This is a genomic window from Deinococcus aquaticus, from assembly GCF_028622095.1.
Classification (GTDB): Bacteria; Deinococcota; Deinococci; order Deinococcales; family Deinococcaceae; genus Deinococcus; species Deinococcus aquaticus.
The window spans coordinates 1,967,018-1,992,912 of sequence record NZ_CP115165.1 but is presented as its reverse complement, the minus strand read 5'-3'; the positions used below and the strand labels follow the sequence as shown (position 1 = coordinate 1,992,912).

Annotated in this window: 26 protein-coding genes; 6 read left to right on the top strand and 20 right to left on the bottom strand. The window is 71.2% G+C overall.

Annotation, left to right across the window (positions count from 1 at the left end):
- Nucleotides 1–16: 16 nt before the first annotated feature.
- The 3 genes from M8445_RS09625 to M8445_RS09615 all read right to left on the bottom strand — a co-directional run bounded on the left by M8445_RS09625 (nt 17) and on the right by M8445_RS09615 (nt 4,214).
- Entirely contained in the window at nt 17–985 is a 969-nt protein-coding gene (locus M8445_RS09625) for a CPBP family intramembrane glutamic endopeptidase (RefSeq protein ID WP_273987557.1), read from the bottom strand.
- Nucleotides 986–1,115: 130 nt separating this feature from the next.
- Nucleotides 1,116–2,135 (bottom strand): threonine aldolase family protein, encoded by a 1,020-nt coding sequence (locus tag M8445_RS09620; RefSeq protein ID WP_273987556.1) that lies wholly within the window; start codon nt 2,133–2,135, stop codon nt 1,116–1,118.
- A gap of 66 nt (nt 2,136–2,201) precedes the next feature.
- The gene (locus M8445_RS09615; RefSeq protein ID WP_273987555.1) at nt 2,202–4,214 is read right to left on the bottom strand and encodes an elongation factor G; all 2,013 of its coding nucleotides are present in this window, start codon (nt 4,212–4,214) and stop codon (nt 2,202–2,204) included.
- Nucleotides 4,215–4,381: 167 nt separating this feature from the next.
- On the opposite strand from M8445_RS09615, the gene mnmC2 reads away from it, so the two are divergent.
- The 3 genes from mnmC2 to M8445_RS09600 all read left to right on the top strand — a co-directional run bounded on the left by mnmC2 (nt 4,382) and on the right by M8445_RS09600 (nt 7,204).
- On the top strand, nt 4,382–5,110 hold the full coding sequence (gene mnmC2 / locus M8445_RS09610; protein ID WP_273987554.1) for a tRNA (5-methylaminomethyl-2-thiouridine)(34)-methyltransferase MnmC2: 729 nt from the start codon (nt 4,382–4,384) through the stop codon (nt 5,108–5,110).
- Nucleotides 5,110–6,105 carry an NAD(P)/FAD-dependent oxidoreductase gene (locus M8445_RS09605; protein ID WP_273987553.1) on the top strand — a complete coding sequence of 332 codons (996 nt, stop codon included), beginning with the start codon at nt 5,110–5,112 and terminating at the stop codon, nt 6,103–6,105. Before mnmC2 ends, M8445_RS09605 begins: the two co-directional genes overlap by 1 nt.
- A gap of 97 nt (nt 6,106–6,202) precedes the next feature.
- A complete protein-coding gene (locus M8445_RS09600) occupies nt 6,203–7,204 on the top strand; it encodes an isocitrate/isopropylmalate dehydrogenase family protein (RefSeq protein WP_273987552.1) in 1,002 nt (333 codons plus the stop codon).
- A 57-nt stretch (nt 7,205–7,261) separates the two neighbouring features.
- On the opposite strand, the gene M8445_RS09595 is transcribed toward M8445_RS09600, so the two are convergent.
- The 8 genes from M8445_RS09595 to M8445_RS09560 all read right to left on the bottom strand — a co-directional run bounded on the left by M8445_RS09595 (nt 7,262) and on the right by M8445_RS09560 (nt 15,468).
- Nucleotides 7,262–8,266, bottom strand: coding sequence for an NADP-dependent oxidoreductase (locus tag M8445_RS09595; RefSeq protein ID WP_273987551.1), 1,005 nt, complete (start codon nt 8,264–8,266; stop codon nt 7,262–7,264).
- Nucleotides 8,267–8,364: 98 nt separating this feature from the next.
- The gene (locus M8445_RS09590; protein WP_241899810.1) at nt 8,365–9,579 is read right to left on the bottom strand and encodes a trans-sulfuration enzyme family protein; all 1,215 of its coding nucleotides are present in this window, start codon (nt 9,577–9,579) and stop codon (nt 8,365–8,367) included.
- Nucleotides 9,580–9,717: 138 nt separating this feature from the next.
- Nucleotides 9,718–10,506: a nitroreductase family protein gene (locus tag M8445_RS09585; protein WP_273987550.1), complete on the bottom strand. Its 789-nt coding sequence runs from the start codon at nt 10,504–10,506 to the stop codon at nt 9,718–9,720.
- Between the two features lie 96 nt (nt 10,507–10,602).
- Nucleotides 10,603–11,262 carry a PepSY-associated TM helix domain-containing protein gene (locus M8445_RS09580; protein ID WP_273987549.1) on the bottom strand — a complete coding sequence of 220 codons (660 nt, stop codon included), beginning with the start codon at nt 11,260–11,262 and terminating at the stop codon, nt 10,603–10,605.
- On the bottom strand, nt 11,240–11,836 hold the full coding sequence (locus tag M8445_RS09575) for a DUF2271 domain-containing protein (RefSeq protein ID WP_273987548.1): 597 nt from the start codon (nt 11,834–11,836) through the stop codon (nt 11,240–11,242). The genes M8445_RS09580 and M8445_RS09575 overlap by 23 nt, the downstream gene beginning before the upstream one ends.
- A 72-nt stretch (nt 11,837–11,908) precedes the next feature.
- Complete coding sequence (locus M8445_RS09570; protein WP_273987547.1) at nt 11,909–12,883, bottom strand: FAD:protein FMN transferase; 975 nt, start codon at nt 12,881–12,883, stop codon at nt 11,909–11,911.
- Between the two features lie 167 nt (nt 12,884–13,050).
- Nucleotides 13,051–13,359 carry a hypothetical protein gene (locus M8445_RS09565; RefSeq protein ID WP_273987546.1) on the bottom strand — a complete coding sequence of 103 codons (309 nt, stop codon included), beginning with the start codon at nt 13,357–13,359 and terminating at the stop codon, nt 13,051–13,053.
- Nucleotides 13,360–13,455: 96 nt separating this feature from the next.
- Complete coding sequence (locus tag M8445_RS09560; protein WP_273987545.1) at nt 13,456–15,468, bottom strand: 1,4-alpha-glucan branching enzyme; 2,013 nt, start codon at nt 15,466–15,468, stop codon at nt 13,456–13,458.
- A 128-nt stretch (nt 15,469–15,596) separates the two neighbouring features.
- On the opposite strand from M8445_RS09560, the gene M8445_RS09555 reads away from it, so the two are divergent.
- On the top strand, nt 15,597–16,409 hold the full coding sequence (locus tag M8445_RS09555; protein ID WP_273987544.1) for a hypothetical protein: 813 nt from the start codon (nt 15,597–15,599) through the stop codon (nt 16,407–16,409).
- A gap of 50 nt (nt 16,410–16,459) precedes the next feature.
- Here M8445_RS09555 and M8445_RS09550 read toward each other — a convergent pair whose 3' ends face one another.
- The 3 genes from M8445_RS09550 to hisB form a co-directional block, all read right to left on the bottom strand.
- Complete coding sequence (locus M8445_RS09550) at nt 16,460–17,500, bottom strand: branched-chain amino acid aminotransferase (RefSeq protein ID WP_273987543.1); 1,041 nt, start codon at nt 17,498–17,500, stop codon at nt 16,460–16,462.
- Between the two features lie 92 nt (nt 17,501–17,592).
- Nucleotides 17,593–18,246, bottom strand: coding sequence for an imidazole glycerol phosphate synthase subunit HisH (gene hisH / locus M8445_RS09545; RefSeq protein ID WP_273987542.1), 654 nt, complete (start codon nt 18,244–18,246; stop codon nt 17,593–17,595).
- Nucleotides 18,243–18,830 carry an imidazoleglycerol-phosphate dehydratase HisB gene (hisB, locus tag M8445_RS09540; protein ID WP_273987541.1) on the bottom strand — a complete coding sequence of 196 codons (588 nt, stop codon included), beginning with the start codon at nt 18,828–18,830 and terminating at the stop codon, nt 18,243–18,245. Before hisB ends, hisH begins: the two co-directional genes overlap by 4 nt.
- A 195-nt stretch (nt 18,831–19,025) precedes the next feature.
- Between hisB and M8445_RS09535 the strand changes: the two genes are divergently transcribed.
- Both M8445_RS09535 and M8445_RS09530 read left to right on the top strand, forming a co-directional pair.
- A complete protein-coding gene (locus M8445_RS09535; RefSeq protein WP_273987540.1) occupies nt 19,026–19,667 on the top strand; it encodes a Rad52/Rad22 family DNA repair protein in 642 nt (213 codons plus the stop codon).
- Nucleotides 19,664–19,789, top strand: a complete 126-nt coding sequence (locus tag M8445_RS09530; RefSeq protein ID WP_273987539.1) for a hypothetical protein — start codon at nt 19,664–19,666, stop codon at nt 19,787–19,789. Before M8445_RS09535 ends, M8445_RS09530 begins: the two co-directional genes overlap by 4 nt.
- 7 nt (nt 19,790–19,796) lie before the next feature.
- On the opposite strand, the gene M8445_RS09525 is transcribed toward M8445_RS09530, so the two are convergent.
- The 6 genes from M8445_RS09525 to M8445_RS09500 form a co-directional block, all read right to left on the bottom strand.
- Nucleotides 19,797–20,483, bottom strand: coding sequence for a class I SAM-dependent methyltransferase (locus M8445_RS09525; RefSeq protein ID WP_273987538.1), 687 nt, complete (start codon nt 20,481–20,483; stop codon nt 19,797–19,799).
- Between the two features lie 3 nt (nt 20,484–20,486).
- Nucleotides 20,487–22,982, bottom strand: coding sequence for an ATP-dependent helicase HrpB (hrpB, locus tag M8445_RS09520; protein WP_273987537.1), 2,496 nt, complete (start codon nt 22,980–22,982; stop codon nt 20,487–20,489).
- A 339-nt stretch (nt 22,983–23,321) separates the two neighbouring features.
- Complete coding sequence (locus M8445_RS09515) at nt 23,322–23,462, bottom strand: HAD family hydrolase (RefSeq protein ID WP_273987536.1); 141 nt, start codon at nt 23,460–23,462, stop codon at nt 23,322–23,324.
- A 3-nt stretch (nt 23,463–23,465) separates the two neighbouring features.
- Nucleotides 23,466–23,951 (bottom strand): HAD family hydrolase, encoded by a 486-nt coding sequence (locus tag M8445_RS09510; protein WP_273987535.1) that lies wholly within the window; start codon nt 23,949–23,951, stop codon nt 23,466–23,468.
- 9 nt (nt 23,952–23,960) lie between these two features.
- Nucleotides 23,961–24,974, bottom strand: a complete 1,014-nt coding sequence (locus M8445_RS09505) for an NAD(P)/FAD-dependent oxidoreductase (protein ID WP_273987534.1) — start codon at nt 24,972–24,974, stop codon at nt 23,961–23,963.
- Nucleotides 24,975–25,003: 29 nt separating this feature from the next.
- Complete coding sequence (locus M8445_RS09500) at nt 25,004–25,693, bottom strand: SDR family oxidoreductase (protein WP_273987533.1); 690 nt, start codon at nt 25,691–25,693, stop codon at nt 25,004–25,006.
- Between the last annotated feature and the right edge of the window lie 202 nt (nt 25,694–25,895).

Below are 25,895 nucleotides of genomic sequence, written 5' to 3'. Positions count from 1 at the left end.
CCCCGCGCGGGCCTCCTCAGCGGGCCTGAAGGGCGGCGCGGACCGTACCCAGCCACTCGGCGACGGGCGGGAACGTCAGCAGCAGCGCGGTCAGGCCGAACAGCAGCACCGCCACGTACGCCCCGCTGAGCCACGGGCCCGGCGCGGACCCGGCCTGCGGGTCGGGTTTCGGCGTCAACCACAGGTGCAGCACGACCAGCACCACCGTCCCGAACAGGGCCGCGCCGATCGCCAGCGGGAACTTCAGGGCCGGGTTCGACAGCATCTCGGTCGCCTGCGCCGGGTCGGTCGGGAGTCGCCCGGCGAGGAACGCACCCAGGCTCAGCGCGATGGTGTTGTTCAGCACGTGAATGATCACGGCGTTCCACACGCTGCCCGTGTGCTGCGTCACCCGCGCCAGCACGTACGCCAGCGGCAGGATGCCGACCACACTGACCGGCGCGCCGTGCGCCAGCGAGAACGCCAGCGACGACGTGACCGCCGCCACCCCGAACCCCACCGCGCGCTCGTGCCCGCGCATCATCAGGCCCCGGAACGCGACCTCCTCGGCCACCGGGACCAGCACGCCCGCCGCCAGCAGCAGCACCCACAGGTCCACGCCGGTACTCAGGAACTGCGGGGTGCTGTCCGCCGTCTCCGGGAACAGCGTCACGAACGCCAGCACGAACGCCCGTGACGCCAGGAACGCCAGCACGAACGCCGCCACCGCCACCCCCCACGCGGGCGGCGTACGCCAGCGCACATCCCGGAACAGCGCGTCCATCGGCCCCCGGAAGACGGTCAGGCCCACCAGCACCACCACCACGAACGCCCCCAGCAACGACGCACCCAGCGGCACCTTCAGCGACAGCAGCACCGCCGACACTACGTTCTGAATGATCAGCAGCGCCAGCGCCGCCCGGTTACCATCCACGGCCCGCACCCCACGCGGCGCGGGTACATCAGGCGGGTGGGTGGTCGCAGGCACGGAATCCGGAACGGTCATGCCCCCGAGCCTACCGCGCCCACCCCGCACGGCGCGTCAACGGAAAGTTGAGGAGCGGGAAGCGGGAACAGCGTGTCCGCGCCCCCGCGTCAGGCCTTCACTGCGCCCCGCCTCCCGCGCACCGCCTCCCCTACGCCGTCAGGACGCGGATCGCTCCGGCCAGCGCCTCATCGTCAATCTGGTGGTGCAGCACGAACCGCACACTGTCCGGCCCCAGAGCGTTACACAGCACGCCCTGCTGCGCCCAGCGGTCGGCGTGCGCGGCGGCGTCCGGCACGGTGGCATAGATGATGTTCGTCTGCACGGCGGCCATGTTCACGTCGAAGCCCGCGTTCACGAGCGCCTCGGCCAGCAGGCGGGTGCGGCGGTGATCCTCCGCCAGCCGGGCCGGACCTTCCCGCAGGGCCACCAGCGCCGCCGCCGCCAGCACCCCCGCCTGCCGCATGCCGCCGCCCATCATCTTCCGGTACCGGTGCGCCTGCCGCATGTGGGCGGCGCTGCCGACCAGCACGCTGCCCACCGGGGCACCCAGGCCCTTGCTGAGGCACACGCTGACCGTGTCGAAGCGGGCCGTGATGTCACTCAGAGGCACGCCCAGCGCCACCGCCGCGTTCAGCACGCGCGCGCCGTCCAGGTGCAGCGGCAGGCCTTCCCCCGTCGCCACCTCCCGGATGCCGTCCAGCACCGCCAGCGGAATCACGGTCCCGCCTGCCTTGTTGTGCGTGTTCTCCAGACTGATCAGCCCGCTCGGGGACTGGTGAACGCTGCGCCGCACCGCCGAGCGCACGTCCTCCGGGGCCGGCACGCCCAGCGGCGCCGGCACGAAACGCGGCACCACACCACTGAACGCCGCCATCATGCCCAGCTCCCACTCGTAGATGTGCGACCCCTCCGCGCAGATGACCTCCTCACCCCGCCTCGTGTGCAGCGCAATCGCCACCTGATTCGTCATCGTGCCCGACGGCATGAACAACCCCGCCTCATGGCCGGTCAGGCGGGCCACCTCGACCTGCAACTCGTTCACGGTGGGGTCCTCGCCGTACACGTCGTCCCCCACCCGCGCCTGCGCCATCGCCTCGCGCATGGCGGGCGTGGGGGTCGTGACGGTATCAGAACGCAGATCGGCAATCACAGGCGCAGGCAATGTCATGACCCGGATGCTACGCCCTGGGCTGTGCTGGCGGCACCAGCAGCGGCGCGGAGCTGACCGTCCCGCCTACGCCTGCGTCAGTTCTTCCTGCCGGGCGTCGATGATCTTTCTGGTCAGGTGGTCCGGGACGGGCTGGTAGGGGCCGGCGGTCACGCTGAAGGCGGCGCGGTCGCCGGTCAGGGAGCGCAGGGCGGCGCTGTAGTCGTGCAGTTCGGCCTGTGGGACGAGGGCGGTGATGGTGGTGACGGTGCCGGTGGTGTCGATGCCCTGCACGCGGGCGCGGCGGGTCTGGAGGTCGCCGAGGAGGTCGCCGGTGAAGCGGGCGGGCGCGCGGACTTTCAGGTGGCGGGTGGGTTCGAGCAGGCCTGGGCGGGCGTGTTCCAGGGCGCCGCGCAGGGCGAGGGCTCCGGCGGCGCGGAAGGCGAGGTCGCTGCTGTCCACGTCGTGGTAACTGCCGTCGAGGACGGTGACGTGCAGGTCCTGGAGGGGGTACCCGGCGAGCGGGCCGCGTTGCATGGCGTCCTGCACGCCTTTTTCGATGCTGGGCAGGTACTTGCCGGGGATGGCGCCGCCCACCACGGCCGAGCGGAAGCTGAAGCCGTCGCCGGGTTCGATGCGGAGGTGGCAGTCGCCGTACTGGCCGTGCCCGCCGCTCTGTTTTTTATGTTTGCCCTGCGCCTGGGCGGGCGCGTGGATGGTTTCGCGGTACGGGACGCGGGGGGTGGTGGCGGTGACGTTCACGCCCAGCGCGGCGAGGCGTTCGGTGGCGATGCCCAGGTGCAGGTCGCCCATGCCGGACAGCAGGCCCTCGCCGGTCTGGGGGTCGCGGGCGTAGTGCAGGGTGGGGTCCTCGTCGGTCAGGCGGGTCAGGGCGGGGCCCAGGCGGTCCTCGTCGGCGCGGCCTGCGGGGTGGATGGCGACAGTGTGCGCGGGGTCGGGCAGCCACAGCGGGTCGTACAGGATGGGGTCGGTGGGGTCGGCGAGGGTGTCTCCGGCGTGCAGGTCCGGGAGTTTGGTCAGGACGCCGATGCTCCCGGCGGGCAGTTCGCCCACCTCAGTCAGGTCGCGGCCGTTGGGGAGGTACAGGTGCGCGGCGCGCAGGTCGCCGCCCTGGGTGGTGTTGCGGATGGTGTCGCCGGGGCGCAGCGTGCCGCTCCAGACGCGGATGAACGCCTGTTTGCCCACGAAGGGGTCGAGGCTGACGCGCCACACGCGGGCGCTGAAGGGGGCGTCCGGGGTGGGGTCTCGGGTCTGGCCGTCCACGCCACTGACCGGGCCGCGTTCGCGGGCGCTGCGCAGGCCCGTGACCATCAGGTCCAGCAGGGCGTCCACGCCCACGCCGCTGTGCGCACTGACCGGAATGACGGGGTACAGGGTGCCGGCGTGCACGGCGCGCGTGAAGGCGGCGTGCAGTTCGTCGGTGCTGATGGGACTGCCGTCCAGGAAGCGGTTCATGAGGTCGTCGTCGGTTTCGACGATGGCGTCGGTCAGGGCGGCCTGCGCGCTCCCCAGGGCGGCGCGGTCGCTGGGCGGCAGGTCCTGGGGGGGGCTGACCTCGCCGGTCAGGACGTCGATTACACCCCGGAAGTCGGCGCCCTCGCCGAGCGGCAGGAACGCCGGGGCGACCGGGCCGCTCAGGCTGGCGCGCAGGTCGGCGAGGACGGCGTGGTAGTCGGCGCGCTCGCGGTCCATCTGGTTCACGGCGATCAGGCGCGGCATGCCGAAGCGGTCGGCGGTCGCCCAGACGCGTTCGGTGCCGACCTCAACGCCGCTGACGGCACTCACGAGGATCACGGCGGTGTCGGCGGCGCGGATGCCGCCCCGGATCTCGCGCACGAAGTCCGCGTAACCGGGCGTGTCGAGCAGCGTGATGTCCGTGCCGCAGTGGGTGAGGCGCAGCACGCCGGTCGTGACGCTGAACCCGTGGGCTTTCTCGATGTCGGTGTGGTCGCTGCGGGCGGTGCCGTCCTCGACGCGTCCGGCACGTGAAATGGCCCCGCTGCGCAGCAACAGGGCCTCTGAGAGCGTGGTTTTACCGGCGCCGCTGTGGGCGGCGAGACTGACGATCCGAACGGGCACACGAACCACCGATCCTTTGTGGGGGACTGGGAGGCGGGCGAACGCACACCGGCAACCGTGAACGTGAAAGCTGGGTACTGCCGAGTGTACACCCCGCGCCCCCACCCTCATGGACCGGCCGCCTGTCCCTGTGCCGCAGCGCTGGCCCTCCCGTATCGTGGGGGGTGATGCCGGACGACGCCTCTCCCCTGCCCACCCTGCCTGACGCCGCGCCCGGCGGGATTCTGCTCACGCCGGACGGGTCGCGCACGGCACACAACGCCCGTTTTGGTGAGGCGTACGGGTCGCGGCACGGCGCGGCGGCGCAGGCGCGGCATGTGTTCGTGGAGGGCACGGGCACGCACGCCCACCCGGCCCCGCGCGTGCTGGAGGTGGGGTTCGGGCTGGGCGTGAACTTCCGCGCGACCGTGGCGGACGCGGCGGCGCGCGGCGCAGCGCTGGCTTACCACGCCTTCGAGTTCGACCCGGCCCCCCGCGCCCTGCTGCGCGAGGTGGGAAACGACGGGCAGGGCGCGGCGCACCCGGTCTGGGAGGCGCTGCTCTCGGCGTGGCCGGAGGCGGGACTGAGCCCGCAGGACCTACCGCAGGAACTACAGGTGCAGGCGGGTGGCGTGAGTGTGACCGTCAGCTTCGCGGACGTGCTGACCGCCCCGCTGCCGGATGCCTGGGCCAGCGCGCTGTACCTGGACGGGTTCTCGCCGTCCCGCAACCCGGAGGTCTGGACGCCGGAGTTCGTGGCGCGGGTGGCGCGCACGCTCGCGCCGGGCGGGGTGCTGGGCACCTACAGCGCCGCCGGGCACGTGCGCCGCGCGCTGGAGGCGGCCGGGCTGCGCGTGGAACGCCGCCCCGGTGCGCCCGGCAAACGCGAGTGCCTGCGCGCCGTGCGGGAGGGCTGATGCACGTCATCGTGATCGGGGCGGGAATCGCGGGGGCGTCGGTGGCGTACTTCCTGGCCCGCGCGGGCGCACGCGTGACGGTCGTGGACGCCGCGCAGCACGCGGCCAGCCGGGTGCCGAGTGCGCTGGTGAACCCGGTGCGCGGGCAGTCGGGCGGCGTGGACGCGCGGGCGCTGGAGGGCATGGCCTTCACCTGGGCGCTGCTGCGCGACCTGGGCGCGGCGGGCTGGACCGTGCCGCACGGGCAGACGGGCGTGCTGCGGCCCATCCCGGACGACCGGGCGCGGGCGCGCTTCGAGCGGAACCTGCCGGCCGCGCTGCGCCACGAGTGGCTGACCCTGGCCGACGCGCCCGCACCCCTGGCACCCGGCTGGGCGCACGCGCTGCACCTGCCGCAGGGCGGCTGGCTGGACGGCGGGGCGCTGGCGGACGCGCTGCTGGGCGCGTCGGGCGCGCGGGTCGTGCGGGGGCGGGCGCAGGACTGGACGGCGCGCACCGTCACGCTGGCGGGCGGCGATACCCTGCCAGCCGAGACCCTGCATGCCGACGCCGTGGTCTTCTGCGGCGGTTCGGTGGGCAGCACGTGGCGGGGCGAGGCGGGCACGCACCGCATGGGCACCCTGCTGACCCTGGACCGCGCCGTGACCGGCGTGCCCGTCAGTTTCGGCGCGTACCTCGCCCCGGCAGCGGCGGGCGGGGTGCTGGGGGCGACCTTCGAGACGCCCGCCCCGGCCTGGATGCCGGAAGGCCTGCCGCTGGGCTCGCTGGGGTGGCTGCTCGGCAAGGGCGCGGCACTGACCGGGCTGCGGGGCGCGCAGGTCACGGGCCGCTGGACCGGGTCGCGCCTGTCGGACCTGCGCGCCGGACTGCAACCCGACGGTTCGTGGCGGCTGAGCGGCCTGAGCAGCAAGGGCTTCCTGCTGGGGCCACTGCTGGCCCACGGGCTGGCCGGGCAGATCATGGCCTCCCCGGAATCTCCGCGCCCAGCCGGTTGAAACGCTTCCAGCGGGGGGTGCGTCACGCGGCGGGTGACTTGCCACGACCCCCGCAAGGGTGAAGAGGAATACAAAGGTGCATTAGACTGTGCAGGTTATGGCGACTTACCGCATCTGTTTAATTGAAGGCGACGGCATCGGCCACGAAGTCATTCCCGCGACCCGCCGCGTGCTGGACGCCGCCGGCTTCAGCGCCGAGTATGTGCACGCCGAGGCCGGGTACGAGTACTTCCTCGACCACGGCACCAGCACCCCGCAGGCCACCTACGACGCCGTGGAGAACACGCACGCCACCCTGTTCGGCGCGGCCACCAGCCCCACCGGCCAGAAACCCGCCGGGTTCTCCGGCGCGATCCGTCACCTGCGCCAGAAGTACGGCCTGTACGCCAACGTGCGCCCCACCAAGACCCGCCCGGTCCCCGGCGCGTACGAGAACGTCGACCTCGTGATCGTCCGTGAGAACACCCAGGGTCTGTACGTGGAACAGGAACGCCGCTACGGCGACACCGCCATCGCCGACACGGTCATCACCAAGGACGCCAGCGAGCGCATCGGCAAGTTTGCCGCCGACCTCGCCATGAAGCGCGACAAGCGCCTGACGGTCGTGCACAAGGCGAACGTGCTGCCCGTCACGCAGGGCCTGTTCCTGAACACCATTCTCGACCATGCCGCCACCGTGGACGGCCTGAACACCAGCACCATGATCGTCGACAACGCCGCCATGCAGCTGGTCCGTAACCCCCAGCAGTTCGACGTGATGGTCATGACCAACATGTTCGGCGACATCCTGAGCGACCTCGCGGCCGGACTGGTCGGCGGGCTCGGCATCGCTGCCAGCGGCAACGTGGGCGACAAGTTCGGCATCTTCGAATCGGTGCACGGCAGCGCGCCGGACATTGCCGGGCAGGGCATCAGCAACCCCACCGCGACCATGCTGGCCGCCGTGCTGATGCTCGACCACATCGGTGACCATGAAACGGCGCGCCGCATCGACGCGGCCGTGAACAAGGTCATGGTCGAGGGTCCCCGCACCCGTGACCTCGGCGGCACCGCCGGCACCGAGGAATTCACGAACGCCGTCATCGCCGCACTGGCGTAAACGCAGCACAACGAGAGGGGCCGGACGCTCAGCGTGTCCGGCCCCCCTTCATTGTGGTTACAGCTTGACGATCATCTTGCCGGTGTTCTGGCCCTTGAGCAGGCCCATGAACGCGGCAGGGGTGTTGTCGATGCCCTCAATGATGGTCTCGTCGAATTTCATCTGGCCGCTGGAGATCCAGCCGCCGACTTCCTGCGCGAAAGTGTCGAACAGGTCGTAGTGGGGAGTGACCAGGAAGCCGCGCACCGTGAGTTGCTTGCCGATGATCTGCACCATGTTGCGGGGACCAACGGTGGGTTCGGTGGAGTTGTACTGGCTGATCATGCCGCAGATGGCAATGCGGCCCATGGAGTGCATGGCGCTGATGGCCGCCTCGAGGTGCTCGCCGCCGACGTTGTCGAAGTACACGTCGATGCCGTCCGGCGCGGCCTTTTTCAGCTGCTCGCCGACGGGGCCTTCCTTGTAGTTGAAGGCGGCGTCGAAGCCGAGGGCGTCGGTCAGGTGCGCAACTTTCTCGGCGCTGCCGGCGCTGCCGATCACGCGGCCCGCGCCTTTCAGGCGGGCGATCTGGCCGACGGCGCTGCCGACTGCTCCGGCCGCGCCGGACACGAACACAACGTCACCGGGTTTGAATTCAGCGGTGCGCAGCAGGCCCGCGTAGGCGGTCAGGCCGGGCATGCCGAGGACGCCCAGGTAGGCGCTAAAGGGCACGCCGTCGAGTTCCGGGAGGACCTTCACGCGCCCGGCGTCGATGTTGGCATGGGTGCGCCAGCCCTGGTCGTGCAGGACGTGGGCGCCGACGGGCACGCGGGCGTCCTCGCTGTGCGTGACGACGCCGACGGCCCCGCCGGTCATGGTTTCACCCAGCGCGAACGGAGGGGTGTAGCTCTTGACGTCGTTCATGCGGCCGCGCATGTACGGGTCGACGGTCAGGAACAGGTTGCGCACCTGAATCTGACCCTGGCCAGGGGCGGCCAGTTCGATATCCACAACGTTGAAATCGCTGTGCTGGGGTTCACCCTGGGGGCGGGCCGCGAGTTGCACTTCTCGTGAAGTCGTCATGCGGCCCACTGTGCGCCTTCATGAGAACCCAACACGGTGAGGCAGGTAACGTTAGGGGTGTTCCGTACCCGAGGACACCCCCCTGAACCACAGATCTTTTACGCGTCCAGCGCGGCTTCGAAGTCGCCCAGCAGGTCGCCGATGTCCTCGATGCCGATGCTCAGGCGCAGCAGGTTCGGCGTGATACCCAGGCGGCGGCGTTCGGGTTCCGGCAGCGGGCGGTGCGAGGTGCCCCACGGCCAGGACAGCGTGGTGATCACGTCCGCCAGGGACGGCGCGAGCGGAATGCGGCCAGCCAGGGCCTTCACGAAGCGCGGCGCATCCTCGATGTCCGCACTCAGCATCCCGCCGAAGCCCTGCGGGAACAGGTCCATGGCGAGGTGGAACTGCGGGTGGTCACTGAGGCCCGGGTGGTACACGGCCTTCACGCGCGGGTGGTTGACCAGCACGTCCGCGACCGCCTGCGCGTTGCCGCTGTGAGCGCGCATGCGCAGGCCCAGGGTCTTGAGGCCCTGCATGGTCATCCAGGCGTCGAAGGCGCTGATGGTGCCGCCCAGGCGCAGCAGGCGCGTGCGGGCCAGCGCCACCAGTTCCGGCGAGGCGCACAGCACACCCCCGAACGCCGAGGAGTGCCCGCTGAGGTACTTGCTGACCGAGTGCGTCACGAGGTCCGCGCCGTGCTCGGCCGGGCGGAACACGGCGGGACTGGCGAAGGTGTTGTCCACGCTCAGCAGCGCGCCGCGTTCATGAGCAAGGCGGGCCAGGGCGGGCACATCCGGCACGGTCAGCAGCGGGTTGGTGAGGCTTTCCACGTGCACGACGCGGGTGTTCGGCCGGAAGGCGTCCTCGACCTCGTTCAGGTCGCAGGCGTCCACGAACGACACCTCGATGCCCAGGCGAGGGAACTCCTCGGCCAGCAGCGCGTACGTCACGCCGTACACGCGGGCGTCCGTGATCACGTGATCCCCGGCCTTCAGCACGCCCAGCAGCGCGGCGCTGATGGCCGCCATGCCGCTCGCGGCCACCAGGGCGGCCCCGGTGCCTTCCAGGGTCGCCAGGGCGCGTTCCAGGGTCGCGGCGTTCGGGGTGCCGTTGCGGTAGTAGAAGCTGGCAGGGTCCTCGCCGCTCATGGCGCGGTCCAGGTCGTCCAGGTCCGCGAACGCGTACACGGTGCTCTGGTAGATGGGTTCCACCAGCGCGGCCGCGCGGTTCGGGCGGGCCTCCTCGCCCGCGCGGGCGGCCAGGGTGGTCAGGTCGTACTTCACGGGCGCCGCAGCGGGCTCGCCGGGGGCATCAGGATTGGGTTGGCTCACGTTGCGCATTGTACGGAGCGCCGTGCCCAGGTGGGGCCGTGCAGAGGCAGGCAGGTGAGCGGACGCCCGGTCAGCGTGCGTGCCCGGCAGGATTCCCGGATGCGCGGGGTGATTGCTGACTTTTCTCGTGCTGCGGTTTTACTCGTTGCCCGCCCAGAGGCCCTGCTGTTTCAGCGCGGCGACCAGGCCGGGTTCGCGGGCTTCCATGCCGCCGCCCTGACCGAAGTACATGGTCAGCAGTCGGGCCCAGTCGCCGGGCTGGTCACCGCGCGCTGCGATGGGGTTCATGACCTGCACGGCCTCGCGGATCTCCTCGTCGCTGCCGTCGTGGTACGTGTCGGTGTGAATGACCAGCGGGCGCGGTACGCGGGGGCGGTAGGGGGCGTTCTCGGCGGGCGTGCCGATGGTCAGCGCGGCAAAGGGCAGCACGCCCTGCGGGAGGCCCAGTTCATCGATGATGCCCTGAAGGCCGTTCAGGACGCCGCCGATCCAGCAGCCCTGGTAGCCGAGCATCTCGGCGGCGGTCAGGAGGTTGGTGCCGGCCATGACGGCGTCCCCGATGCCGAAGTGAACGGCGATGGCGGGCCACTGCCCGGCCTGCTTGCCGCTGACTTCCAGCACGCGCTCCACGCGACGCACGTCGGCGCACACGACGAACGCCTCGCTGGCGGTGGCGATATGCGCGTTGGTGGTCAGTTCCGCGAGGCGGGCGCGCAGCTCCGGGCGGGTGATGCGAATCAGGGAATACAGCTGCGCAGTCGCGTCGGTCGGGGCGCGCTGCGTGGCGTGCAGGATGGCTTCCAGGTGATCGGCGGGCAGGGGCAGCGGCGAGCCGTCCGCCGTGGTCTGGTACTGGCGGACGGTGCGGTGCGCGTCGTAGAACGCGGTGACTTCGGCGGGGGTGTAGGTCTTCGTGGCAACAGTCATGCGGGCAACGATACGCGCCGCGCCGTGCCGGAACGGGAAGCTGGATTACGGCGCGCCTGGATCACGGTGCGCCGCCCGCCCCCACTGGCCGGGACCCTACCGGCTGGCCTGCCATGCCAGCAGGACGGTCAGGACTGCGCCGGCGCCCATGACGGTCAGGGCCTGCACGCGCGTCTTTTTCAGGTACAGCAGGATGCCCAGGCCGGTCAGCGAGATGACGGTCAGGAAGACGGCGCTCAGGTCGATCACCCATTTCCACAGGGAGCTGGTATCGCGGCCCTTGTGCAGGTCGTTCATGACGGCCACGGCTCCCTGCGCCAGGATGGTCGTCTCGTACCCGCCGGTCTGCGTGTCGATGAAGGTGTCGGCGCTATAACCGGGGGACAGGAACGAGATGCTGGCTTCCTGGCCGTCCACGCGGGGTTCGCTGGCGCGGCCCTTGAGGCCCTGCTGCGCGCGGAGTTCCTCGGCGACGGTCAGCCAGTCGACCTCGCCGTTCCTGATCCAGCCGGCCGGGAGGGTGCCAGTCACCGTTTTCGTGGTTTCTTTCGTGCCGAACACCCAGTCCGGGTGGTTCAGGGTGATGCCGGTCAGGCTGAAGAACAGCACGACCAGCAGGCTGATCATGCTGGTGTACGTGTGCACCCAACGCAGCCAGACGTTCGTGCGGGCTTTCAGGGTGCGGGGGCGGGGCGCGGGCCGGACCCGCGCGGCCGCCTCGCCCGCCGCCGGCTCAGGCCTTGCTGAAGGCGACACTGGAGGCCTCGATGTCGTTGTTGGTCCCCAGTGTCTTCCTGAACGCGGCGGCGCCCACCGTGACTTTCTCGCGGATCAGTGAGTACGGGCCGTGCTCGCGGGCGGCCTCGACGCACACGTAGTAGTTGCCCTGGGTAGCCATGGCGCCCTTGTCGGTCTTGCCGTCCCAGGCGACGGCGTACGTGCCGGGGTTGCGGGTGGCCGAGGACACGGTGGCGACCATGCCGCTGTTCTCGCGGGTCCAGCGGCGCAGTTCTGCCAGCCAGCGGGGGTTCATGCGGGACTGCTGCACCCACACGGTCAGGGTGCGGACGGTGTTCCCGGCTTCGTCCTCGATCCAGACGGCCACGTAGGGGCGTTTGACGCGCCCGGTGGCCTTGGTGGCGACCGTGAAGTTGATGTCCAGGGCCATGCCGCTCACCCATTTCTTGGCGGTGCTGGCGGCGGCAGCCTGGGCAGGGGCGATGCGGGAGAGGGTCAGGGCGGCGGTGGCGGCGGCCAGCGTGCCCAGGAAGCTGCGGCGGCTGCCGGTGGTTACGGCGACGTTGGTGTCGGTGCGGTGCGTGTCAGTCATGGTGGATCTCCTTGCCAGCGCAGCATGACGCACCTCTGCTAAGAATCCGTTAACGCCCTGGCCGTGCGCCGCTCAGCGGGACAGGAGGCGCCGGCGTCCGGCTGCCTTCCATCCGGCCGTGGCGTGCTGCTCGCCGGTGGCAGTGATGATCAGGGCCTCGCAGCCCGGCATGGAGGCGGTCAGGGCCAGTCCTGCCTGCGGCGGCAGCACGCTCAGGATGGTGGCCAGGGCGTCGGCGGTCACGCATTCCGGCGCGAGGACCGTCACGCCCGGCACGTCCCGGACCGGGTACCCGCTGCGCGGATCGATCACGTGCGAGTACCATTCGTCGCCCACCCGGTACCCCCGGTGGGAGGAGCCGCTGGTGGCGAGCGCGCCACCCCGCAGGCGCACATGCGTCAGGGGGGGCGCGTCGTCACGGGCGGTGAAGGGATTGGCGACCGCCACGTTCACGCCGCGGCCCCCGATCACGCGCAGATCGCCCCCGGCGTTCACGAGGACGCTGCGGACCCCCACGCAGCGCGAGGCGACGGTGGCGGCGCAGTCCACGATGTACCCCTTGGCCAGGGCGTTCAGGCCGATGGGGTAGCGGGCCAGCAGGGTGCCGCTGCCGTTGGGGTGCAGGATCCAGGGTTCGGCGCGCAGGGCGCTGACCTGCCGCGCCAGGGTGGAGGGGGTCGGGGGGTACCCGCTGAAGGTCGCGTGCTTCCAGAGGGCCCCGAAGGCGTCCGCGCCGGGGTGCAGCGCGCCGCCACTCTGCGTGTTCCAGTGGTCGGTGAGACGCAGGACGTTCAGCAGGTCCAGGCTCAGGGGGGTGTGAGGGGTGGGCGTGGCCTGCCAGCGCGACAGTTCGCTGTCCGGGTCGAACCGGTTGAGGATCAGGGTCAGGCGTTCGATTTCGGTCAGGGCGGCCTGTTCGGCTTCCTGCGCCTGAGCGGCGGTGCCGGCCACGATCTGAAGTTCCACTTCGGTGCCCAGCAGGCGTTCGTAGGTGCTGTGAAGGCGCTGCGGGGGGCGCAGGACGTTCAGCAGGGCGGCCGGAATCACGAGCGGTATTCTGACCGAGATTGTTTTGAACCGGGTTAAAAAATGAGAACCCCCCCGGCGGCCCCCCCCAGCACGGCCCACCCACACCAGCGCAGACCAGACCACCCCGGCCCCCAGAACGGCCAGCGCCACCACCGCCCGCCACCGGCGGCGCACCCGGCCCCACATCACGCGGGCGGCTGCGTGCTGGCCGAATAGAAGATCAGCGCAATCAGCAGGATGTCCAGCGCCCAGCTGGCGGGCCGCCGCAACCGCTCGTCCCGCCGGGACCGCAGAAACTGAATGCCCAGGCGCACCACCAGCAGCCCCCCGATCAGGTAAGGACTGGGGGCCGGGCCGCCGCTGATCAGCGGCCACAGCAGCAGCCCCGCCAGGACCGCCAGCAGCAGGAAACTCGCGGCCGTCAGAGCGTCCGGCGCGGGCCGCTGCGGCCCCGGACGACCGGAACCGGAAGAAGGGGAAGGAGAATCCGTCACCGCCGCATTAAAGCAGACCCACCCTGCCCAGCGCAGGCCGCCCCGGAATCCGTTCTCTCCGGGACGGCCTGCGCTCAGGGGGCAGGGCTCAACTGTTCAGTCGGCGCGGCCCGGATCAGTCGCGCCAGCATCCTGACTGACTACCTTCCCGGTGCCCTGGACCTGCACCGCTTCTGCCGACACTGCATCTGCCTGCGCCGCGTGTACCTGTGACGCCTGTGCCTGCGCCGCGTCGTCGGCGGTCGCGGAGGACAGCACCAGCACGCTGTTCGGCGGCAGGTTCAGCCGCAGGTGATGCGGCTGCCCGTTCCAGCCTTCAGCGTGGGCGGTCAGGTCGGGTTGCTGCGTGCCGAAGCCGCCGTACCCGCCGTCGTCGGTGGACAGCAGCACGCGGTACTCGCCGCCCACCGGCACGCCCACCGGGTACAGGTCACGGTACACGGGCGTCAGGTTCGCCACGATCAGACTCCACGCGCCGCCCACCGGGTCGCGGCGCAGGAAGGCGTACACGCTGTTCTCCACGTCGTCCGCGCTGATCCACTGCAGGCCCTCGTCGCGGGTGTCGGCCACGTGCCAGTCCGGGCGGCCCCTGTACAGGCCGTTCAGGTCCCGCACCAGGTGCATCACGCCCCGGTGGTCGGGGTGATCTGCGAGGTGCCAGGGCAGGCTCACGTCGTGGTTCCATTCGGTCGGCTGCGCGAACTCCTGACCCATGAACAGCAGCTTCTTGCCCGGCGTGGCCCACATCAGCGCCAGGAACGCCCGGTACCCGGCGCGCTGCGCGTACCAGTCGCCGGGCATCTTCATGACCATGCTCTTCTTCAGGTGCACGACCTCGTCGTGACTGATCGCCAAAACGTAGTTCTCGCTGGTGCGGTACGCGTTGAAGAACGTCAGCGCGTGGTGATGGTACCGGCGCCACAGCGGGTCCTCCTCGAAGTACCGGAGGTTGTCGTTCATCCAGCCCATCGCCCACTTGTAATCGAATCCCAGACCGTGCGGACTGGGCGTGGTCACGCCGGGGAACGACGTGCTCTCCTCGGCCACGATCATGCAGCCCGGCGCCATGTGATGCACGACCTCGTTCAGGCGCCGCAGGAACGCGATGGCCTCCAGGTTCTCGCGGCCGCCGTGCACGTTCGGAATCCACTCGGTCCGCGAGAAATCCAGGTACAGCATGCTCGCCACGGCGTCCACGCGCAGGCCGTCCACGTGGAAGTCCTGCAACCACTTGAGGGCCGACCCGATCAGGAACATCACGACCTCATTACGGCCGTAATCGAAGATGTACGTGTTCCAGTCGTAGTGGTATCCCTTGCGCGGGTCGGCGTACTCGAACAGCGCCGTGCCGTCGAAGCGGCCCAGGCCCGCCGGGTCCGTCGGGAAGTGCCCCGGCACCCAGTCCAGGATCACGCCAATGCCCAGCGAGTGCAGGTGATTCACGAGGTACTTGAAATCCTCCGGGTTCCCCATGCGGCTCGTGGGCGCGTAGTACCCGGTCACCTGATACCCCCACGACCCGTCGAACGGGTGCTCCATGACGCCCAGCAACTCCACGTGCGTGTACCCCATGAACGTCACGTACTCGCCCAGCCGGTGCGCGACCTCGCGGTAATTCAGGAACCAGCCGTCCTCGCGCCGCGCCCAGGACGGCAGGTGCACCTCGTACATGCTGACCGCCTGATCCAGTCCCGCGCTGCGCCCCTCCATCCACGCGCCGTCCGTCCAGTCGAACGGCTGCTCCCACACGATGCTGCCCGTCGCCGGGCGCACCTCGAAGAACGACCCGTACGGGTCCATCTTGTCCTCGGTGCGGCCGTCCGGGCCGGTAATGCGGAACTTGTACCGCTGCCCGTTGCGCGCCGACGGCACGAACACCCCCCAGAACCCGAACTCCAGGCGCTGCATGGGGTTATCGAAGCCGTTGAAGCCGTTGAAGTCGCCCACCACGCTCACGTGATGCGCGTTCGGAGCCCACACGCCAAAGCGCACGCCGTCCACGCCGTCCTGCGTGACAGGATGCGCGCCCAGCAGATGATCGGGCCGCACCAGATCCGCCGTGACGAGCTTCTGAAGGTGACCATGATCCAGCGGAAGCGCTTCACTCATGCCCACGAGTGTAGCCGCGCCCCACGCCACACACGCCGCCCAGACGGCGAACATGAAGAAACGGTCAGAGAGTGCCGGGGCGGCATGTTCGCCGTGAGAGGCGGAACCTGCCGCGTATGCTGCCCCCTGTGACACTCCTGCCCGCCACCTCGCCCGACGCGGCCCTCCCGGCGCTGGCCGCTCTGCTGGGGGGCGGCGCCGACGATCTGCGCCCCCTGCTGCCCCAGCTCACAGCCGCGTGGCTGGCGGCCGATGGAGCAGGCGTGATCGTGCTGCGCCGCACCCCCCGCGCGGACCTGGAAGTACTGGGGGGCGCCCGGCCCGGCCCGCAGCAGGCAGAGGTCGCGGCGGCCCTGCTGCGCGCCGCCTCGGCGACCGGCACGCTCCTGAGTGCCTACGCGGACGACACCCTGCTGCCCGGCAACACCCTGCGGACGCTGGGCTGGCAACACGCGGGGCAGTACACGGAGTGGCGCGGCCCTCTGCCCACCCTGGGCACGTCAGTCCCGGCGGGGCTGCGAGTCCTGCCGCTGGCCGCCGTGTCCGCTCTGACCGTCCGGCAGGACGCGCAGGGCACGTACGCTGACCGGCTGGGCCACACCCTGGTCGGCGACGCCGACATCGTTCCGGGTGCCCACGAAGCCGACGACCGCGTGGGGCACATCGCGCTGGACGGGGCCGGTCGGGGCGTCGGCATCTGCCGCGCGTGGCTGGACGGCGACACCCTGACGGTCGGTAGTCCCGGCGTCCACCCTGACTTGCGGCACACCGCGCTACGGCACGCGCTACTCCGCGCCACCTGCGACGCCGCCCGCCTGCACGGAGCGCAGCAACTAATCATGCAGGCCTGGGGCGATACGCCCGCAGAAACACAGGCGGACACAGATCTGGGCCTGCAAGCCGTGACCGTCACCCCCATCTACCGCTCCCGGCCGGCATGAGGCGGGGGGCGGCCCGCGCACTGCGAACCCGCCCCCCGCCTCCCCTGCCGTTACACCTTGACGATCCAGCCTTCGGGCGCTTCACGGTCGCCGTACTGGATGCCGACCAGTTCGTCGTACAGGCGGCGGGTGACGGGGCCGACCTCGGTTTCGCTGTGGAACACGTGGAAGGTGTCCTCGTGCTGGATGCCGCCGATGGGCGTGATGACGGCGGCGGTGCCGCACGCGCCGGCCTCGGCGTACTCGTCCAGGCGGTCAATGAACACGTCGCCCTCGACGACGTTCAGGCCCAGGCGGTGTTCGGCTAGGTGCAGGAGGCTGTACTTGGTGATGCTGGGCAGGATGCTGGGCGACTGCGGCGTCACGAAGGTCTGGCCGTCACGGGTGATGGCGAAGAAGTTCGCGGCGCCGACCTCCTCGATCTTGGTGTGCGTGGCGGGGTCGAGGTAGATGGCGTCCGCGAAGTGGCGGTCCTTGGCCTGCGCGCCGGGCAGGAGGCTGGCGGCGTAGTTCCCGCCGACCTTGGCGGCGCCGGTGCCGTGCGGCGCGGCGCGGTCCATGCCGGACGTGATGAAGTTGTGCGGGGTCAGGCCGCCCTTGAAGTACGCGCCGACAGGAATGGCGAACACCCCGAAGATGAATTCCGGTGCGGTGCGCACGCCGATGTTGTCGCCCACGCCGATCACGTAGGGACGCAGGTACAGCGCGCCGCCGGTGCCGTAGGGGGGAATCCAGTGTTCGTTGGCTTTCACGACCTGACGGCAGGCGTCGATGAACTGCTCGGTGCTGACCTCGGGCATCAGGATGCGGCGGCAGCTGGCCTGCATGCGCGCGGCGTTCTGGTCCGGGCGGAAGAGGTTGATGCTGCCGTCGGCGGCGCGGTACGCCTTGAGGCCCTCGAAGCACTGCTGGCCGTAGTGCAGGGCGGTGCTGCCCTCACTGATGTGCAGGACGTTATCGAGGGTCAGGCTGCCCTGGTCCCACGCGCCGTCCCGCCAGTGCGAGAGGTAGCGTTCGTCAGTGCGGATGTAACTGAATCCCAGCGTGTTCCAGTCGAGGTCCACGGGCGGGCGGGGGGTCTGGGTCGTCATGCCGTTCATTGTGGCTCAGGCGTGCCCCGCCGGTCTATTGCCCGTTGCGGATGGCGGGACGGCGCCCGGTCTTCCCCATTAACTTTTGACCATCAACCTTCCAGGACGTTGCGGCGGAAGCGTTCGAGGATGGCCAGTCCCACCGCGCCGCTCTTCTCCGGGTGGAACTGCGTGGCGTGCAGGTTGCCGTGGCTCAGGGCGGCCCAGAAGGGCACGCCGTACTCGGTGAGTGCCCCGGCGTCGACCTCGACGGTCAGGGGCACGTAGTACGAGTGCACGAAGTACGCGTAGGCGGGGCAGGCGAGGTCCGCCAGCAGGGGGCTGTCCCCGACCTTGTCGAGGCTGTTCCAGCCCATCTGCGGGACCTTGCGCTGCGGGTCACTGGGGAAGCGCAGGACGGTGCCGGGAATCAGGCCCAGGCCCCGGACGCCCGGCGCTTCCTCGCTGCCTTCCAGGAGCATCTGCATGCCCACGCAGATGCCCAGGATGGGCGTGCCGCTGGCGGCGGCGTTCAGGACCGGCTGGCGAAAGCCGCTGCTGTCGAAGGCGTCCATGACCTGCCGGAAGTGCCCCTGGCCGGGCACGACCAGGGCACGCGCGCCGGGCACGTCGGCGGGGTCGCTGCTGACGCGCACGGTCATGCCGGCGCGTTCCAGGGCCTTGGCGGCGCTGCGGACGTTGCCTGCGCCGTAGTCGAGCAGCAGAACTTCCGGGCGGTCCTCGGGGACAGGTGCGGGGGCAGTCACAGGCTGCCCTTGGTACTGGGCATGGTCTGCGAGGTGACCTGCACGGCGTCGCGCAGGGCGCGGGCGACGGCTTTCACGATGGCCTCGATGACGTGGTGAGCCTCGCGGCCCGCGAGCAGGCGCACGTGCATCGTGATACCGGCGTGATTGCACAGTCCGCGCAGGAATTCGCGCAGGTGGTAGTGGGTCATGCCGCCCGCGTCGCCCCAGACGTTCAGGGTTTCGGGTTCGAAGGCGAGGTGCGCGCGGCCCGACAGGTCCAGCACGACGTGTGCCAGGGTCTCGTCCATGGGAACGAAGGCGCTGCCGTAGCGTTCGATTCCCTTGCGGTCGCCGAGCGCCTGCGAGAGCGCCTGCCCGAGGGTGATGCCGGTGTCCTCAATCAGGTGGTGCGGTTCGATGTGCAGGTCGCCGGTCGCGCGGACGCTCAGGCCGATGCGGGCGTGGCGGGCCAGCGCGTCGAGCATGTGGTCCAGAAAGCCGTGCCCGGTCTGCGGGTGCTGGTAGGTGGTGGTGTCCAGGTCCAGCGTGACGGTGATGTCGGTTTCGCTGGTGGTTCGGGTGACGGTGGCCGCGCGACTCATGCCACGCATGGTAGAGGGCGCGGCGGGCCAGGAGTGTGGGGTTGTCGATGGAAGGGGGAGCGGTGGGCGGTGAAAAGGAAGCAGGGCGCGGTTCGCGGGAGGTCGTGGGCAGGCTGCTCCGGTCACCGGGACTGGGTGCCGGACAGCCGGTCATTCTGTCTTGACCGTAATTGCATTCTGTTATAGACTAAATCTATGAAACTGAGCGATGTCCAGAAACGACTCCAGTCCCCGTTTCCCGCTCACATGGTGGCGTGGAAAGCCGTCGCCATCAGCAAGGATCGCAGCCGCGCACTGCTCCTGGCCCACATCGACGCCCGCGCCGTTCAGGACCGCCTGGACGCCATCTGCCCGGACGACTGGGCATTCAGTGTAGAAGTCGTGCCCGGCGCGCCCATCCCCACCGTCAAGGGCCGCCTGACCGTCCTGGGCGTCAGCCGCGAGGACATCGGACAGGCCCCGGACGGCGACCTGAGCACCCTGAAAGCCGCCGCCAGCGACGCCCTGAAACGCTGCGCCGTGCACTTCGGCATCGGCCGCTACCTGTACGACCTGCCCCGCACCTGGGGCGACTGGGACGACACGAAACGCCAACCCACCCACACCCCGGAACTGCCGGACTGGGCGCGCCCCGACCATGAACGCACCCCCGGCGGCGCGCACCTGATGCAGGCCATGGACCAGCTGCGCTACGAACTGCCCGAGGACCTCGACCTGCAGCGCGAGGTGTACCGCCACCTGAAAGCCGCGCTGGGCAGCCTGCACCCCGCCCCCCACGACCCACCCCAGGGCCAGCCCGGCAACCACTCCGGCCCGCACGCCGGACGGGCCGCGTGACGCCCGGCGCTGGCCCCCGCCAGGAAGGAACGGCCCGCCCCGCCCCCCAGCAACTGCTCGGCGTGACCCTGGCCCTGCTCCTGCTGATGCTGCTGGGCGGCACCCTCGCCCGCCTGCTGTAAACAACCTTTATGAGCCCCGGCCCGCCTCTCCCGGCGGGCTCTCTCCTGCCGGGCGCAGATCGAACAGTGTGTGCCCGGTGCGCACGCCCAGGGGGCGGGTCGTCCAGTGCTCCTGCGCGTGCACCTGCAACCCGGCGGCGCGGAACAGGGCGTGCCAGTCGGCCTGCGAGCGGTGCGCGTGCGGGTGCCCGGCCTCCAGGTTCAGCAGAGCGTCCAGCCACTGCCCGGCGCGGCCCGGCCTGCGCCCGCCATCCTCCAGGTCTTCCAGGACGACCACGCGGCCCGACACGCGCGCCGCCTCGCGCAGTACAGCCAGCGGGTCCGGGCAGTGGTGCAGCACGAACGCCAGCAACGTCACGCCAAACTGACCGTCGGGGAACGGCAGGGACCCCCGGCACAGCACGCGGGTCAGGCCGCCGCGCCGCGCCAGCGTGCGGGCGCACGGGTGCGCGATCAGGCGCTGACCGAACGCACCGGGATGCGGCGGCACGTCCGCCAGGGTGACGGTCCAGCCGCGCCGGGCTAGGAGTGCCCCGGTGTGCCCGGTCCCGGCCCCCAGGTCCAGCAGCGTGCGCCCTTGCGCAGGGCCGCTGGCGGGCAGGTACGGACCCAGGCGACCGGCGATCTGGCGGGCGCGCGGCCAGCCGACCGGGCCGTACAGCGTGGCGGCCAGGGCGTCCAGATGGGACTGCACGGCCTACACGCCCCGTTTCTTGGTGCCTTTCATGGGGGCGTGCGTCCAGGGATCGTCGGGCCAGGGGTGCTTGGGGTAACGGCCGCGCAGGTCCTTACGCACCTCGAAGTAAGAGGAGTTCCAGAATGAGCGGAGGTCCTGCGTGACCTGCACGGGCCGCCCCGCCGGGGACAGCAGGTGCAGCAGCACGGGCGTGCGGCCTCCATTCACGCTGGGCGTGTCGGCCAGCCCGAACAGTTCCTGCAACTTCACGGCCAGGATGGGCGCCTCGCCGGGCCGGTAGCTCAGGCGCACGCGCGTGCCGGTCGGGACGGTCAGGTGCGTGGGGGCCAGTTCGTCCAGCCGGGCCGGGAGGGGCCACGGCAGCAGCGCCTGCATGGCCGGCAGCAGGTTCAGGCGGCCCAGGTCCTCCCGCGAGCGGGCCGCGCCCAGGTGCGGTCCCAGCCAGTCCTCCAGCGTGTCCAGCAGGCCGGCGTCACTGAGGTCCGGCCAGTCGGTCTCGTCCGGCCGCCACGCCCGGACAGACTCGGCGCGGTCCCGCAGTGCCTGCGCCTCGGCGCTGAAGGTCAGCAGGTGCAGGCCCTCCTCACGGACCGCTCCGGCCAGCGCCGCGACCCGCGCCTGGGCCGGCAGGTCCCGCAAGGGGCGAGATTCGAGGACCAGCGCCCCGAAGCGCCGCTCGCGCTGCGCGACCAGCGTGCCGGTGCGGGCGTCCCAGCGCACCGAGTCCACCCACGCGGCCCCGGCGTCCAGCGCGGCCGGGTCCAGCGGGGCCGCCAGGAAGATCCGCCCCTCGGCCTGCGCGGCACTCATGGGGGCGGCGTCCAGGTGCGCGACCGCCAGCGCCCGCACGCCCGCCAGACCGTCCCCTTCCGGCAGGGCCGCCCCCTGCCCGCCCGACAGCAGGAACCGTCCCCGGCCCAGCCCGGCCACGGCCTCGCGGGCGAGCGCGGCGCGTTCCGGGTACGCCCGCAGGATCAACGCGCCCACCGCGAACCCGTCCGGGGCCGAGTCGTCCGGCCGGACCTTCAGGAGGGTGCGCCACTGCCGGGACAGCCGCTCGACCCGCTCCAGCACCGTCACGTCGCCGGGCGTGCGCCCACCGCCACGCCACGCACGCAGGGCCGCCACGCGGTCCGTCAAGTCCGCCCCGGACCCCGGCGGCAGCGGGTCGCGTTCCTCCAGCAGGGCCGCCACGTCCGCCGCCAGCGCCGCGTCGTCCGCCGCCGTCAGCAGGTGCGCCACGCGCGGGTGCGTCGGGAAGTCCAGCAGCCGCGCGCCCTCCGGCGTCATGCGCCCCGCCGCGTCCAGCGCGCCCAGGTCCCGCAGCACGCCCCGCGCCGTCTCCACGCGCCGCGCCGGGGGCACGTCCAGCCAGTGCAGGTCCGCCGGGTCGGGCACGCCCCACTGCGCGAGTTCCAGCGTCAGCGGCGCGAGGTCCGCCTCCATGACTTCCGGCGGGCGCGCGGCCGGTAGCAGCGGCTGCGTCCGCTCACTCCACAGGCGGTACGCTACGCCCGGCGCGGTGCGTCCCGCGCGGCCCGCCCGCTGCGCCGCCGCGTCCCGCGTGACCCGGCCCGTCACCATCCGCGACAGCCCACTGGCCGGATCGAACGCCTGCGTGCGGCTCAGGCCGCCGTCCACGACCACCCGCACCCCGTCGATGGTCAGCGAGGTCTCCGCGATGCTGGTCGCCAGCACCACCTTGCGCCGCCCACCCGGATCGGGCCGCAGCGCCCGCGCCTGCTCCCGAACCGGCAGGTCCCCGTACAGCGGCAGCACGGCCGCGTCCACGTCCGACAGCAACCCGGCCGCCGCGCGGATCTCCCGCACGCCCGGCAGGAACGCCAGCACGTCCCCCGGCTCCGCCTCCAATGCCAACCGCACCTGCCGCGCCACAAGGTCCTCCACGCGCCCCACCGGGTCTACCGGCAGGTACCGCACCTCGACCGGGAACGCCCGCCCCGCACTCTCGATCAGCGGCGCCCCCAGCCGCCCCGGCAAACCCGGGTCCAGCGTGGCACTCATCACCAGCACCCGCAGGTCATCCCGCAGCGCCCCCTGCACCTCCCGCAGGAGCGCCAGCGCCAGATCCGCGTTCAGGCTCCGCTCGTGAAACTCATCCAGAATCACCAGCCCCACCCCCGACAACTCCGGATCCCGCTGAAGCCGCCGCGTCAGGATGCCCTCCGTCACGACCTCCAACCGCGTCGCCGCCGACACCCGCGAATCGAACCGCACCCGGTACCCGACCGTCCCGCCGACCTCCTCCCCCAACCCCTCCGCCAGCCGCGCCGCCACCGCCCGCGCCGCCACCCGCCGCGGCTGAAGCATCACGATCCCACGCCCCGCCAACCACGGCTCACCCAGCAACTCGAGCGGCAACCCCGTACTCTTCCCCGCCCCCGGAGGCGCCTGCACCACAACCAACGAATGCGCCGCCAGCGCCCCACGCACCGCAGGCACCACCTCCGCAATCGGCAACACGAAAGAACTCACACCCCCGATGGTACGCGCCGCAGGGGCGCGGAGCGTGGGAAGGGCGGCTGCTTCGCAGCGGAACACAGCTGCTTCGCAGGGGACCCCTCAGTCGCCTGCGGCGACAGCTCCCCTCAAGGGGAGCCTTGAAAGGCGACCGTCGTCGCCACGAGGCCCGTCGTGCGCGCAGCGCGCGGGGCGAACGCAGCGGGCGCGAAGGATGGCGTGTGAGGCGTGCCCGAACCCGCCCGATACCCACCAATCAAGCCCGCGAAATACCTGCCCAGTGCCAACGCTGGCCCCCCCGTCCCCCCTGGGGATGGGGGCTGGGGGGTGGGGCGGCCCGCCGCAGGCGCCCACCTACAGCCCCAGCACCTCACGCAGATCACCGAGAACCGCATCCGGAACCTCGCCCTGAAGCGGGTGAGTGGTGGGGAGCCACGCGGCGCGCAGCCCCACTGCCTGCGGCCCGGCGATGTCGTTGCGGGGCGAGTCGCCCACGAATCACGTGTGTTGGGCGCTGACGCCGAGGCGTTCCAGTGCCAGCCGGTAGATGCGCGGATCGGGTTTGCTGAGGCTGACGGCTTTGCTGATGACGAGGTCGTCGGTGAGGTCGGTCAGGCCGCAGCGGTCGGCGCAGGTGCGCTGGAGGTCTGCCCAGCCGTTGGTGACGATGCCGGTGCGGATGCCACGCGCGCGCAGTTCGCGCAGGACGGCGTGCGTGTGGGGCATGGGGACGGCATGTCGGACGTGGTGGGCGTAGGTGTCGAGGAGGGTCTGGGGGTCGTGTGGGAGGCCGTGTTCCTGCACGAGTTGGGGGATGACCTGGGCTTTGGGGCGGTAACCGTGGTCTTCGAGTTCGAGGAATCGGGGGGCGTAGGTGTCGGGGAGGCTGAACTGCCGGGTGTGTTCGACCAGCCACGCGCGGAGGGTGGCAGCGCGGTCGTGGAGGGTGCCGTCGAGGTCGAAGAGAACTGCATGAATACTCACACGAGTATGCTACTCATCGTCGGGTTCGGGGGGGCGGGTCACTTCTGCGCCGTCATCGGGGGTCTTGTGGAATGCGGCGCCCAGGGAATGCACGGCCGCGTGAATGAGGCGGGTGTTGATGACCTGCGCGGCGTGCATTCCGGCGGCGGCGGCCTGCACCACGTACTGCGGGGCGCCCGTCATGTCTCCGATAGCGAATACGCCGGGGACGCTGGTTTCCTGCTGGTCGTCGACCTGCACGCGGCCCCGGTCGTTCAGCTGGCAGCCGAGCGCGGCGGGCAGGTGGCTGCCCTGCTGCTGTTCGGGCGCGAGGAACACGGCGTCCACGCTGAGGGGGGGCGCGCCGTTGAACGTGACGCACACCGGCTGGTCTTCCAGGGGACCGCCACGCAGGTGCCGGACGGGTTCCGTGCGGATGCGGACGCCGACGCGGCGCAGGTCGCGGGTCTGTTCGGGCGTGAGGGCCGGGTCGCCGTCGCACAGGAGGGTCACGCGGTCCGACCACGCGCGCACGGTCAGGGCGAGGTGGTGGGCGCTCTGGCCGCAGCCGTACACGGCGAGCGCGCGGCCCTCGTGTTCCCAGCCGTCGCAGTACGGGCAGTGGTATACACCCTGCCCCCAGCGGTCCCGCAGGCCCGGCACGGCCGGCAGGACATCGCGCACGCCGGTGGCGAACAGCAGAACGCGCGTGCGGTGCCAGTCCTGCCCGACCCGCACGCTGAACGCCCCGTCGGGGTCGCGGCGAACCTCGCGCGCTCCATCGGGGCAGACGGTTACGTCGTACGGGGCGAGGTCCGCCAGCGCCTGCGCTTTCAGGTCTGCCGGGTGCATCCCGTCGCGCGTGAGCAGTCCGTGCGCGGCTCCCACGGGCGCGTTGCGGGGCGGGCCGCCGTCCAGCAGCAGCACCCGCCGCCGCGAGCGTCCCAGCGTCAGGGCGGCACTCAGGCCCGCCGGGCCCGCCCCGACGATCACCACGTCCAGCAGGTCCGCCTGCACCTCACCGGCCCGGGGGGGCGGCAGCACCTCCACCGGCACCTCCACCGGCGCGCCCATCAACGCGGTCCGGGGCGCACGCTCACGTCCGGCAGGGTCGCGTCACGCGGGGCGTTCAGCACGAACTCGATGATGGCCGCCACCGAATCCGGATCAATGAACGCTTCCGGCGTGTACGCCGCGCCCTCCTGAGAGCGCACCTTCGCCTGCATGGGCGTCGCCGTGCGGCCCGGGTACACGCTCGACACGCGCACCCCGCTGCCCGCCTCCTCCTCCCGCAGGGCGTCCGCCAGGGCTTTCAGGGCGAACTTACTGGCCGCGTAACTGCCCCACCCCGCGTTCGCGCGCAGGCCCGCGCCGCTGTTCACGAACACCACCGAACCCCGCTCCGAACGCACGCGCGGCAACAGCAACCGCGTCAACTCCGCCGGGGCGACCACGTTCACCGCCAGCGTGTGCGACCACACCGCGTGGCCCTGCGCCCCCACCGCGCCCAGCTCCACCACGCCCGCGTTATGCACCACGTTCGACACGCGCCCCACCCCCGCCAGTGCCTCCTCAAACGACTCCGGGCGCGTCAGGTCCAGCACCAGCGCCGAACCCCCCACCTCCGCACACAGGGCCTCCAGCGCCCCCACATTCCGGCCCGACAGGATCAGGTCATGCCCCGCAGCCAACCGCCGCGCCAACGCCACCCCAATCCCACCCGCAGCTCCCGTCACCAACGTCACCGGCCGAACGACACTCATAACCAGATGGTACGGGGGAAGGAAGCAGTGGGATGTGGGAAGGACAACCCACCTGCTTCGCAGGACCCAGCTGCTTCGCAGGACCCCTCAGTCAGCTTCGCTGACAGCTCCCCTTAGAGGGGAGCCTTGAAGGCGAGCGTCGTGGAAACCGAGCCCGTCGTGCGCGCAGCGCGCGGGGCGAACGGCGCGGGCGCGAAGGATG